This window comes from Bradyrhizobium sp. AC87j1 (assembly GCF_002936975.1).
GTDB lineage: Bacteria > Pseudomonadota > Alphaproteobacteria > Rhizobiales > Xanthobacteraceae > Bradyrhizobium > Bradyrhizobium shewense.
This window is the reverse complement of sequence record NZ_PTFE01000154.1, coordinates 1-12,495: the sequence shown is the minus strand read 5'-3', so window position 1 is coordinate 12,495 and position 12,495 is coordinate 1. Positions and strand designations below refer to the sequence as shown.

Here is a 12,495-nt window from a genome sequence, read left to right as displayed (position 1 = left end):
GGTGACCGCAGAGCTCCTTCAGGATCTCCGCGCCGCCGCAATCGGACATCGGCTTGGCGACGAAATTGCCGACGCGGTCGGGATGCAGCGCATAGCCCCAGAACACCTGCACATTCTTCGGCTGTCCCGCGAAATGCGGCTGGTGATAGAGCACGACCGACATCAGCCAGTTGGAATCCTTGAACGTGACCAGCCCGCCGGTGCCGGCCCGGTTGCCGGAGAACGCCTCCATCCGGTCGAAGAAGCGTGGATCGCGGCAGGTGACGGTGAAGGACAGCCAATAGGATTCGGGGATCGAGCTGTTGAACGCGGCGGGATTGCCGAATTCGGGACGCTCCTGCGCGATCGTCTCCCAAAGCGCCCAGCCCTGACTGTCGGCCTTGGTCAGTCGCGGCGGCGGCTCGGTCATCGAGCCCAGGCTCGAGGCATCCGTCATCGAGCCGTTCTGGAAGAAGACGAGGTCGCCGTCCTCGAGACGCACATTCGCGGTGCGACTGTCGCGGTCGAGCGTGAGCTGGCGCACCCGCAAGCGCCCGCCGTCGGCCTCGAGCGTCATGTCGACGACGCGCGTGCCGCGCACGAACTGCACGCCCTGCCGCTTCAGCCAGTCCGCGAGCGGCCGCACGATCGCGTCATACTGATTGTAGACGGTGCGCTTGACGCCGGCGAGCGTCTCGATGCGCGGAAACTCGTTCATGAAGCGGTGCAGATAGCGATTCAGCTCGACCGCGCTGTGCCAGGGCTGGAAGGCGAAGGTGGTCTGCCACATGTACCAGAAATTCGATTCGAAGAATCCGGGCGACAGCCAGTCGGTGATGCGGCTGTTGCCGAGCGTCTCCTCCGAAGCCTCAGTGAGCCGGAGCAACTCGAGCCGGTCGCGTGCGGAAAAGCCCATATGCGAGACATCGACCTTGAACCGGTTACGGTCGACCAGACGTGCCCTGGAGTGCGCTGGATTCTCCACGTTGAATGCGACCGTCTCCTCGCGCACGCTGCGGCCGGGATGCTCGAGCGAGGGAATGCTGGATAGCAAATCCCAGGTGCATTCGTAATGATCGGTCGTGAGCATGCGCCCGCCGCGCAGCGAATAGGCGCTGTTCGCAAGCAGCGCGCCGTCGAGGCTGCCGCCGACCAGCGGCTGCGCTTCGTAGATCACGATATCGCGTCCCGGCAGCTGCGCGTCGCGAACCAGGAACGCCGCGCCCGCGAGCGATCCGATGCCAGCTCCGATGAAATACGCCTTCATGACTTGCCTCGATTGCAATTCGACATTTCGAAGCGACATAGCATGGCCGGACGCATCCAAGGTTGCGCTGGATCAAGCGAGGTGAGGACTGGCTCAGCTGCGCGGAATGGCGGCGGATTGAGCCGTTGTTGCCGCGAGGGCATGAGGGAGCGCATCGGGTGGATGATCGATGCGTGATCAACGGCATTGTCCACTTGCTAAAAGCAGGTTCGCGCTGGCGTGATTGCCCGGAAGTCTACGGTCCTTACACAACGGTCTTCGACCGCGTCAGTCGCTGGAGCCGAGAGGGCATTTGGACGAACGTTTTTACGCTCTGACTGAATCAAGCGGCGTGTCCGGCTCGATCTCGGTGGATTCCAGCTAGATCAAAGCCCATGGCCCCGCGGCCGGCTCAAAAGGGGGAGCTTTAACAATGCGATCGGCCGCTCGCGCGGCGCAACCACCAAAATCTCAGCGTTGATCGACAATTTGGCCGCCCGCTTCTTTCCTGATACTCGTGGCAACGCCCACGCAGCCCGCGTCGTCGGCTGATCGAGCCTACGACGTTAGAGCGGGTCTCGAGCAGATTGAATCGTTTGGGATTCCCAAATCAGGCTGGTTCTGATTCAAGCTGTGTGCCGGCGAAGGAGGCCGGTGGGCATGGCGATATCCATTTCGGCCCATCTTCGTAAGCGCGTAGTCGCCGCTGTTGAAGGCGGTATGTCGCGTCGAGCGGCTGCGGCGCACTTTCGAGTGGGCGCGTCGAGCGCGATCCGCTGGGTGGCGCAGGCGCGAAGGACGGGCAAGGTAACGGCGAAGCCGCAGGGCGGGGATCGACGTTCGCGGGCGATTGAAGCTCAGGCCAACGTATCCTCGCGCTGACTGCGGCCAAGCAGCACACTGGAGGAACTGAAGGCGGTGCTCGCCGCCGATGGACATGTCTTCAGCGTCTCCGCCTTGTCGCGCTTCTTCCAGCGTCGCCCGTAAGCGGCCCCACTGCAAAGCACATCAAGGCAGGATCGACGTTGCGCGGTTGGTGTTTATCGACGAGATGTGGATCAAAACCAATATGACACCGCTGCGCGGCTGGGGGCCTTGTGGACAGCGCCTCCAAGCCTCTGCACCTTTCGGCCATTGGAAGACAATGACCTTCATCGCGGCGCTGCGTCACGATCGGATCAGCACGCCTTGGGTGATTGATGCTCCCATCAATGGTGAGCTCTTCACCCTGTACGTCGAGAAGGGTGTTGGCACCCACCCTCGCACCGGGCGAGATCGTCATCCTCGACAATCTTGGCCGCCACAAGGGCAAAGCGGCTCGCTAAGCCATCCGCGCCAGAGGCGCCCACCGCATCTTCTTGCCGCCATATAGCTCTGACCTCAATCCGATCGAGCAGGTCTTCGCCAAACTCAAACATCTCATGCGAGCTGCCGAGCCCCGTGACGTGGAGGCAACCTGGAGAAAGGTTGGTGAACTCCTCGACCTCTTCTCCAAGGAGGAGTGCACCAACTACTTCAAAAACTCAGGCTATGTTTCCATATAAAAACATCATGCTCTAGCCGTGCTCTTTCCTGCGGGCCTGTAGAAGAGGCTATCTTGGGCGCGTGCGCCCGACGTGCCTGCAAATCGCACATCTCTTAGGGACGCTCGGTCACATGGCGTATCGCTCTCTTTGAGAGGTTCTGTGGTATTCGGCATCCGCCTCGATACGCTGCCCATCTCAAGCAGTCATCACCTACTTTACGGCCTAGCTCTGCTCGAAAGTACTATATAAGAGGAGTGTCTCAATCTGGAAAGCGGTTTCGGGGTCTGCTGGAAGGCGTAGCTAGTGCGCTCGCACGGATGCGCGTTCTCTGCCACGCCCGAAAGATCTCATGACTACGACGTAGAAGACCGGCACAAAGAACACAGCAAGGACGGTTGCTGAGATCATCCCACCGAATACGCCGGTCCCAATTGCGCGCTGGGTTTCGGCGCCGGCGCCACGGGCAAGCATCAGCGGGACCACACCGAGTGCAAAGGCCACCGAGGTCATCAGAATCGGCCGCAATCGACGTCCGGCTGCTTCGACGGCGGCCTTCATTGGGCAATGCCCCTGAATGCGAAGATGCTGGGCGAATTCAATGATGAGGATCGCGTTCTTGGCTGAAAGTCCGGTAATGGTTATTAGACCGATTTTGAAAAAGACGTCATTCTCGAGCCCACGAAGATGGACTGCAAGAACAGAACCGATGATTCCAAGCGGTACGACAAGCATCACCGAGAACGGTATTGACCAACTCTCGTAAAGCGCAGCTAGCACCAGAAAGATGGCCAGCATGGAGAGAGCAAGCAGGAAGGGAGCCTGCGAGGCGGATTGCTTTTCCTGCAGCGACTGCCCAGTCCATTCAACCGCGAAACCTGCGGGCAATTGCGACGCTAGTCCTTCCATTTCCAGCATCGCGTCGCCGCTGGATACTCCGCGTGCAGGCGTGCCTGCAATGCGTGCAGCCGGATAGCCGTTATAACGCACGAACTGGAGAGGGCTAGTTTCCCAGATTGGCGTGACGAGCTCTGATAGGGACACCATGGCGCCTGCATTGTTGCTGACATACAGCCTAAGCACATCGTCAACCTGCATTCGGGTCGCCGCCTCGGCTTGCACGATCACCTGTTGCATGCGTCCAGCATTTGGAAAATCATTGACATAAGTTGAACCGATGGCAGCCGTGAGGGTATCACTGACCGCGATGAACGATACACCCAGCGCTTCAACCTTCTGTCGATCGATCTTCAGCTTGACGTTCGGCGCGCTCGGCAGGCCTTCAACATGGACGTTTCTCACGAGTTTGCTTTGAGCTGCAAGCTGCAACAGCTGGGCTTGTGCTGTCATCAATGCAGCAATGCCGCGATTGGCTCTATCCTCTAGACGCAAGGAAAACTCTGAAGTGGTCCCTAGTGATTCGATGGCAGGCGGCTTCAAACTCATGATCAGCCCTTCCGGTGCGCTGACCATGGCTGCCGTTGCGCTGGCAATCTCGTCGTCGATCGTCCCGCTCCGTTCGCTCCAATCCTTGAGTGTCGTGAACGAGGTCGCGGTGTTCGGCCCAGAGCCGGAAAATCCGTAACCGATTAGCGAGAGGTTGCGCGCAATGTCTGGGCGTGACCCCACATGTTGATCATACCGATTCACAATTTCGATGGTGCGCCCTGCCGTTGCGTCGGCGGGCAGGACGAAGGTCGTCAAAAAATTACCCTGATCCTCTTCGGGTACAAACGATGTCGGCAAACGCATGTACGCAGCTGCGAGAACAAGGCCAATCACGGCATAGAGCACCGTCATCCGGCCGGTCCTCGTGACCATTTTAGCAACCCATCCGACATAGGTGTTGGTCAACCGGTAAATGGCACGACTGAACCAGCCGAAGAAGCCCCGCTTTTCACGATGGCCGTCCTCGATTGGATTAAGTACCGTTGCGCATAGTACTGGCGTCAATGTGAGGGCAAGAACAGCTGAAAAGAGGATCGAGACCGTCATCGATAATGAAAACTGCCGATAAATGTCGCCGACCGACCCGCTCGTGAGCCCCATCGGAACGAACACTGCTGACAGAGCGAGCGTGATACCGATGACTGCACCTGTGATCTGGTTCATGGCTTTCTGCGTAGCAGCTTTGGGCGTCAGCCTCTCGGTGGCCATGATGCGTTCTACATTCTCCACTACAACGATAGCGTCATCGACAATGATACCGATTGCTAATACCATACCGAACATCGTGAACACGTTGATCGAAAAGCCAGCCATCCACATCACCGCGAAGGTGCCTAATAGTGAGATCGGGACGGTGATGGCCGGGACCAGTGTGTATCGGACATCCTGGAGAAACAGCAACATGACTAGGAAAACGAGGATCATCGCCTCGAATAGGGTCTGAACAACATTCTTGATCGAGATCTTCACGAAAGGTGCGGTCTCGAAAGCTGCGGCGTAAGTCATTTCGTTCGGCATGGCTGGCGCGAGCTCGGCGAGACGAGCCCGGACGGCGGCGGTCGTCCGGATTGCATTTGCGCCCGGCGTCAATTGAATCCCGGCAGCCGTCGCCGGCTTGCCGTTCTCGCGGATTGCAAAAGTGTAAGTTTGTGCACCCAGCTCCACGCGCGCGACATCGGCCAGCACGAGCTTTGAGCCGTCCGGCTCTGAACGGAGCAATATGGCCGCAAATTCTTCTGGCGTCTGCAATTGTCCTTGAACTGTGAGTGGGATGCTCACCTTCTGCCCGAGCACGGTTGGTTCCGAACCGACGCGTCCCGGGGCAATCTGCGCGTTCTGAGCCCGAATTGCTTCTATGATATCAGTTAATGATAGCGAATAAGAGACGAGCTTGGTTGGGTCAACCCAAACGCGCATTGCGCGTTCCGAGCCAAAAGCCTGCACGCGACCGACGCCTTCAACACGCTTTATTTCAGGAGCAAGGATTCGGAACAGGTAGTCGCCGAGGGCGAGTTCGTCACATTGGCCATGGTTGCAACTGAGCGTCACAATCATGATAAAGCCGGTGGCAGCCGATTCCACAGTAACGCCGATTCTGCGCACCGGCTCAGGAAGACGCGCTTCGACACTCTTCAAGCGATTCTGGACGTCCACCTTCGCCATTTCGAGATCGGTGCCGGGCTTAAACGTTGCGGTGATGCTCGCCTCACCCGACGTATCGGCGGTTGATTCGAAATAGAGCAGGTTCTTGACGCTCGACAGCTCCCTTTCAATGAGACTGAGAACGCTGTCGTTGATGGCCTGGGGTGTGGCCCCTGTATGCATTGCATAGATGCTGACTGTCGGCGGCGCGATGTTTGGAGCGCGAGAGACTGGGAGTTGCGGGATTGCCAAGACCCCCAAGAGAACGACAAATATAGCGATTACCCATGCGAAGACGGGCCGCTCGATAAAGAACTGAGGCATAGCTCTTCTCTCAATGCTCGATCTGCACCGCGGCGTGCTTGAATGGCTGCGAGTGCACCGTGGCCCCATCCCGCACGCGCTCCTGCCCCTGCACCACGACAACGTCGCCCGCTTTCAACCCCGAAGTAACAATGTAGCGGCCATCCACAACCTCACCTACATTGATGGGGCATCGGGCCGCTTGCTTGTTGTGGTCGAGGATGATGAGTTGCGCTCGGCCCGCCAAATCCCGGATGACGGCTTCCTGCGGCACTAGCAAGGCGCTATGCCGCACCACGCGTGGTAAGCGGGCGCGGACATACATTCCTGGAAGCAAGAAGCGCCCCAAATTCTGCAGCTCGACGCGCACGGTGACATTGCCCGTGCCGGGATCGACGTTGACGTCCGCGAACAGCGCGCGGCCGGTGAGCGGATAGGGCTTTCCGCTCGTAGCGCTGATCTCAACGGGCACCTTAGACAGATAATTAAGCTGCCTCGACTGAACAGACTCGCGGATCGCGTCGATCTGCACGGCAGGTCGGCGAATATCAACGTAGACCCGGTCGATCTGCTGGACGATCGCGAGAGCCTTGGCTCCGTTAGCCGAGACAAGTGCGCCCTCGGTAACGAGCGCCGGGCCGATCTGCCCAGAGATCGGGGCCCTTACTATTGTGAAAGCCAAATCGAGCTTGCGGCGCTGGAGTATAGCCCGTGCCTCAGCCACATTTGCCTTCGCCTGAGCAAGATTGGCGATCGCGTCATCATATGCATCACGGCTGATCGCATTACTCGTCACCAGCTGCCTTGCACGGTCGAACTTACTTTCATAGCGCACCAGACTGGATTCAGCTCGCTGAAGCACTGCGGCCGCGCTGTCGACCTCCGCTTTGAATGGATCAGGGTTGATCTGAAACAGCCCTTGCCCGGCCTGGACCTCCGAACCTTCGTCGAACAGGCGCTTTTCAATGATCCCGCCGACCTGAGGCCTAATCTCGGCGATTCGGTAAGCAGCCACGCGTCCCGGCAGTTCGTCAGCGAGCGTCACTGCCTCCGGCTTCACTGTCAGCACCGTGACGGAGGGCAGACTTACTTCTGGTGGTGCGGCGGGCGTGTCGCTGGACTGTTCGCCACTGCATGCAGCGACCAGCAGAGCCGCCGACAGAGCTAACCACAAGCCAAACCTATCGAGGCCGCGCGCCATTATCCTGGATCCATAGCTATGCGGGTGAAATGAACATTGGTTCGTTATTGCCTCGCTCATGCCGTGCTTGCCCGAATTGTATGGAGTGAAGAGAGCTCTGCGCGCACGGGCGGGTAAATGAAGAGCTTCTGTGTGCCTCATTGTCAGAATTCGATAGGATGAGCGGAATCACCGTATGCTCCGACTGGAGGTTGGCAAGTGAAATCAGGGTGCTCGATTATGCACATGCGCCCCCTCCACCGTTGTATACATGAATGTGGCCGCCCGTGCGCATCTCTGCGTTTACCATGATCCGTTCCTCAAGAGTTTATGCGGTGACGCACGTGATGCGGACCGCCGTGCAGGTGTCGTGCCAAAGGAGACACTCATAAGGATGACCTCGACGTCGCTAGGTCTGACAGACGGATTGTCCAACTTCTGACAAGAAGAGCAACTTTCTACCGGCCCGTCCACAAGCGAGAACGGCTGCGCAAGGGGCGAAGCTCACAAGAGCGTAGTGCAACATCGTGTGTCGGGATGGAGATCTCGACCCGACCTGCATCACCATCGGCCGATGGCGCGTCGATAATACGATCGAGAAGCATGCCTGCTGTCACCGGCGGAGGATCGCCGCTTCTATCTGGATGGCCGCCGGAAACCACCTCCACCGCTAAGAACTCTTCCTTGTAAGATCCAAATTGGGATTATCGCCGCCTTCGTGGCGTTGAAGAAGGTCGGCGATGCGTGACGGCAAGAAAGCACGTCGCGGCGAGAAGACCAAAGGCGTGTTGATCAGCTCGACCAGCACACGATCCGCAACGCTCTTCGCAAGAAAAACAGCTGGTTCGAACCGACAATTCAGCGGGCTGCGAACCGGCCGCCGAGGATAGGGGCCACTAAAGGCGGGCGGCCGGGTTGGGTCGTTCAGAAGAAGCGAAAAGGCACCCACCGAACTGGTGACGCGCCTGATCGACGGCTGCCGTCCAAGTTGCTAGCGCCTGGAAAGGCGTTTCACGCGCGTTCCTGATCGGCGGCCGGCTCAACATGCCTCAACGCGAATGCGTCCTCGCGGGCTATTACGCCGTACGTTCCATCATAGCAACCGAGCCGGACGCCAGGCGCGTCTACAGAGCCTGAAGCAAGCGGGCGGCCAGTCCTGGTCCGTGCTGAGCACCGCCTTAGCGGAATCACGTCGAGCAGGCCAACCAGCCAGTTTGGCAGGCGTTAAGGGCCTCTGGCGCGAAGGGTTGAAGGTCGTCTGGTTCGCAGCCGCCGCTTCAACGAAGGCGAAACATAGCGATCGCGCCTTAGAAGCGGGCAATAATTGCACAGCCGTGGCACACACCGTTTCCGATGCCTTAATTTAGTTCGTCCGATCTGGCTCGGAAGGGGGAGATGCGGAGCGTGCCGTACGTGCTCCGCTGTTCGAGCCGCGACTGCCATTGGTTAGCATTCCAGACGGCGGCGCACCGACAACGTGCACGCGCCGGCGAGCGCCAGATCGTCGAACAGGCGCGGGACGCGCTGATAGAGCACGGAGCGATTGTCGCGACAGGCCTTGTGGCCGAGCGCCGAGGCGAGCCAACTCTTGCCGACGCCGGCCGGACCGCAGATCAGGAGATTGACGTGGTCGTCGATCCAGCGGCCCTCGACAAGCTTGGCGAATAGCGGGCGGTCGAGACCGCGCGCGGTGCGGTAGTCGATATCCTCGACACACGCCTGCTGGCGCAGCTTGGCGCAGCGCAGGCGGGTGGCGAGCCGTTTGTCGTGCCGCAGCGAGGCTTCACGTTCGAGCAGCAGAGCAAGCCATTCGGCGTGACCGAGGCTTGCGGCCTCACCGGTGGCTCGATGTCGGCGAAGGCCTTGGCCATGCCGTGGAGGCCGAGGGCGTTGAGGCAGTCGAGGATCGGATGGGTGAGCATGGGATGATCTCCTAATTGTAGTAGCGCGGTCCGCGGATGTTGGCGTGCAGGATCGGCGCATCGTCCGCGGAGCGCTGGTGAGCAGGCGAGGATCGACTTGACCGCGCCATAGGTGCGCGCGCCGATGTCGATCGCCCGCGCAGCCGCGGCGTCCAGCCGTTCGCGCCCATAGGAGGCGGCAAGCCTGAGGATGCCGAGGCAGGCGCGGAAGCCTTGCTCGGGGTGCGAGCGCTCGTCGAGGGAGGTCGCACAACGCGCTGGTCGCCGGCGCGATCGCGGCGGCGTCCTGGCGGATACGCGCGATGGTCCAGCCGGCGTAGCGCCGATGGCTGGAGGCCATGTGCTCCGGCACGGTGGTGTGTTTGTGATTGCCGCTCATGCGCTGATGCGCGGCGATCCGCTCGCCCTTGTGGAAGATCTCGACGGTGCGGGCCGTGAACCGCACCTCGACCTCGGCGCGGGCGAAGCGATGCGGAACGCTGTAGTAATGCTTCTCCAACGTGGTAATCGTGACTGACGTGGCGGATCCGCCACTCCGCGAGGACGTAGGGGGACACCGGCAATGGCTTGAGCGCCGGCCGGTAGACCTCCCCGAGCAACCGGCGGCGTGTCACGCCGAGCCGTCGGATCGGCCGTTCTTCGTTCAGCCTCCTGAGCAGTTCGCCGACCGCCGCATTGACCTCGGCCAGCTGTAGAAGGTGCGATGACGCAGGCGACCGAGCAGCCAGCGCTCGACGATGAGGACGGCCTGCTCGACCTTGGCCTTGTCGCGCGGCTTGCGCGGCCGCGCCGTCAAGATGGCGGTGCCGTAATGCGCCGCCATCTCCGCATTGGTACGATTGATCTACGGGTCATACAGGCTCGCCTTGATGACCGCGACCTTGGTGTTGTCGGGCACCAGCAGCGCCGGTATGCCGCCGATCGCCGCGAGGGCGCCAACATGGGCGCTGATTCAGTCGGCGAGCCCCTGCGTCCACGTCGCCTGCGCGTAGGTGAAGCTCGATGCGCCGAGCACGGCGACGAAGATCTGCGCCGTTCTGCTCTCACAGGTCAGGCGGTCGACCACCACCGGCACACCATCGCCGGCATAGTCGACGAACAGCTTGTCGCCAGCCACATGGGCCTGGCGCATCATCACCGACAGACGGCCCTCCCAGGCGCGGTAGAGCTCACAGAAGCGCGAGTACCGTTATCCGCCGGGCTCGGTAGCGATATATTCCTCCCACAGGATCGACAGCGTCACGTGCTTGCGATTGAGCTCGCGGTGCACGGTCGCCCAGTCGGGCTCGGCGATGACCCTGACCGTTGCCATTGCCGGTCTTGGCGAACAGGCGAAGTTCCAGAACCGTGTCGGTGACGTCGTCTGGCCACGGCCAGCTCCAGCCCGCGGCCTCGAACCGCCGGAGCGCCAGCCGCACCGTCGAGGGTGCCGCGCCCAACCGTCGCGCAATCTCGCGGCTCGGCAGTCCAGCCGCCTTCATTCTGATCACATCGCGCACACGGCGGATCGCAAGCCTCTCCGTCGGCATCCAGGTCCCCTCCGCAAAGCCGAAAGGGTTGACCCTATGGGAGCCAGAAGAGGTCTCGTCACCCGGGCGACATCATCCCGGAATGGTGGGCGAGATCATCTCGGACTCCTGAGCGACATCGATCGAAATCCGCACATACATAGCGTAGCTGCCGCGCGATCCGGCTGTCTGTGGCGTCCTTACCCGCATGGTGGAGAAAAGACAATTACCTGCTGCCTGTCCGACCTAAAAGCCCCTGATCGACCTGAAAGCCGGTAGCCCTGGCCTCCGCTCGGATGAGCAAGGTGGGAGCCGAGGGCCAGGGCGTGCGCCGCGGCCTTCGACGTAATGGCGGGCCGACCATTTCTGGCAGGGTGCCAGCCGGAACTTAGAGCGTAAGATGGTCGGCCACTTCCTCTCGGCCGGAGGGCAGCACAATGGAACCTCGCATCCAGATCCTCCGGGAGCTTATTGAAAATCAAATTGAAGTCGTCGCGGCGGCCATCTGTGAAGGCAACAGCGCTTTAGAAGCCGAGCTTCGTTTGGAATGGCTTACGCGCGAGCTGGTGATCGAAGAGAGCGGGCAACGCGTTTTCACTGACCAGAGCATAGCTGAACGGCTTTGGGGGCTGCAGTCGGCCTCTCGCATGCCTCAGCCCTTCACTCTCAAACAACCGCGCTCAAATTAAGAGCCTTCTAGGCCGAGCAAAGTCGTTAGTCACGCGGCGAGTCGCTCTCAGAGCTTTAAGTCGTTCGGTCGTCAGTCGTTCGGCCGGGCAGTCGTTCAGCCTAAACGGCTTACCGGGAAATCGCAGAGTTAGTGGTGGCGAGTCTGCCTAGGGGGTGGGAGCGCGCTGTTGCAGGCTGGGCGTTATCCTCCTTTCTGTGGTGAGGCTCTGTGCTTGAGAGGTCAGGAGCCTCACTGGCCTCGATCGCCAATCCCGTCACGAGAGACCTGCCACAATGAACCACCACCCCGGCCCGGTCTTTGCCGGCTGGCTGCGGGCTTGCGACCGCGCGGCATCGCGCCCGAGCCTAAGCCGAGCGAAACGATCCACCTGGACCCGGAGCCGCTAGCCGCAGCCGAACGACTTCAACTACTCATCGCGGCCGAACGTCAAGCGGGGCAGCCGACGAAGGCCTCGCCGCCCAGCTCTGAAGGCATGGCGGGCTCGTAAGCGCTAAACGGAAACCTTTTTTCGGGATGGGGATAGGTGTGCGAATAAACCTTCGGCTTGGTCGGAGGTTGAGATGGGATTGGACGGCAAAAAGAAGTCCGTTTGGACGCCTCATCGGCAGGGTCGGTGAACCGGCTGGAGATTCTTGAAGGACCATCGGGGCGCCGCGTACCTTCGGCAGCTGAGAGAGCTGGATCGTGGCCGACGGTCTGTGGCCGGTGCGCAGGTCTCCGAGGTGGCACGCAAGCATGGAGAAACGCGCTGGCAGATCTACTGTTTGCGACGGCGGTCTTCGATAACCGTAGGCGTACTCGCGCAACACTTAATGAGCCAAGCTGTGCGGCGCTTGTTGGAAGACAAGGAGCTAGCAGCCTTCACGCCTCACGACCTCAGGCGTACAGCCGCGACAATCGTTCAGGCGGAACGGCCGCCTGTCGATTGTAAGCGATGTTTTGCGGCCACCTTCCGGATGATGCGCTGATCTGTAAGTCTGCGGTTTGGTTTTGACCGTAAGGCTTAGAATGGACACAGTGCGTAGTGCTACCACGGAGCCAGTGCGGCGGCTG

At 60.5% G+C, this 12,495-nt stretch carries 6 protein-coding genes and 3 pseudogenes; 4 read left to right on the top strand and 5 right to left on the bottom strand.

Annotated elements, in window-relative coordinates:
- Positions 1 to 1,246: oleate hydratase (locus CV770_RS38725; RefSeq protein WP_201760228.1), on the bottom strand; the 1,246-nt coding region annotated here is incomplete at its 3' end.
- Positions 1,247 to 1,308: 62 nt separating this feature from the next.
- Here CV770_RS38725 and CV770_RS44365 point away from each other — a divergent pair.
- Positions 1,309 to 1,563, top strand: coding sequence for a transposase (locus tag CV770_RS44365; RefSeq protein ID WP_104466060.1), 255 nt, complete (start codon positions 1,309 to 1,311; stop codon positions 1,561 to 1,563).
- 322 nt (positions 1,564 to 1,885) lie between these two features.
- A pseudogene (locus tag CV770_RS38715) lies at positions 1,886 to 2,769 on the top strand (IS630 family transposase).
- Between the two features lie 282 nt (positions 2,770 to 3,051).
- Here the strand turns inward: CV770_RS38715 and CV770_RS38710 are convergent.
- From CV770_RS38710 to istA, 4 genes and pseudogenes are all read right to left on the bottom strand, one after another.
- On the bottom strand, positions 3,052 to 6,162 hold the full coding sequence (locus tag CV770_RS38710) for a multidrug efflux RND transporter permease subunit (RefSeq protein ID WP_104466059.1): 3,111 nt from the start codon (positions 6,160 to 6,162) through the stop codon (positions 3,052 to 3,054).
- A gap of 10 nt (positions 6,163 to 6,172) precedes the next feature.
- Positions 6,173 to 7,342: an efflux RND transporter periplasmic adaptor subunit gene (locus tag CV770_RS38705; protein ID WP_104466058.1), complete on the bottom strand. Its 1,170-nt coding sequence runs from the start codon at positions 7,340 to 7,342 to the stop codon at positions 6,173 to 6,175.
- Between the two features lie 1,467 nt (positions 7,343 to 8,809).
- Positions 8,810 to 9,243 (bottom strand): annotated as a pseudogene (locus CV770_RS38700) (ATP-binding protein); the annotation flags it as partial.
- Between the two features lie 11 nt (positions 9,244 to 9,254).
- Positions 9,255 to 10,694 (bottom strand): annotated as a pseudogene (istA, locus tag CV770_RS38695) (IS21 family transposase).
- Here istA and CV770_RS43690 point away from each other — a divergent pair.
- Together CV770_RS43690 and CV770_RS38690 are read left to right on the top strand one after the other, a co-directional pair.
- Positions 10,597 to 10,884, top strand: a complete 288-nt coding sequence (locus tag CV770_RS43690) for a hypothetical protein (protein WP_245453985.1) — start codon at positions 10,597 to 10,599, stop codon at positions 10,882 to 10,884. The pseudogene istA and the gene CV770_RS43690 sit on opposite strands and share 98 nt — an antisense overlap.
- Before the next feature lie 304 nt (positions 10,885 to 11,188).
- Positions 11,189 to 11,440, top strand: coding sequence for a hypothetical protein (locus CV770_RS38690; protein WP_104466057.1), 252 nt, complete (start codon positions 11,189 to 11,191; stop codon positions 11,438 to 11,440).
- Positions 11,441 to 12,495: the final 1,055 nt, after the last annotated feature.

Coding starts and splice junctions, on each gene's coding strand:
- CV770_RS38710 (WP_104466059.1), bottom strand. CDS start 6,162: ATGCCTCAGTTCTTTATCGAGCGGCCCGTCTTCGCATGGGTAATCGCT.
- CV770_RS38705 (WP_104466058.1), bottom strand. CDS start 7,342: ATGGCGCGCGGCCTCGATAGGTTTGGCTTGTGGTTAGCTCTGTCGGCG.
- CV770_RS38690 (WP_104466057.1), top strand. CDS start 11,189: ATGGAACCTCGCATCCAGATCCTCCGGGAGCTTATTGAAAATCAAATT.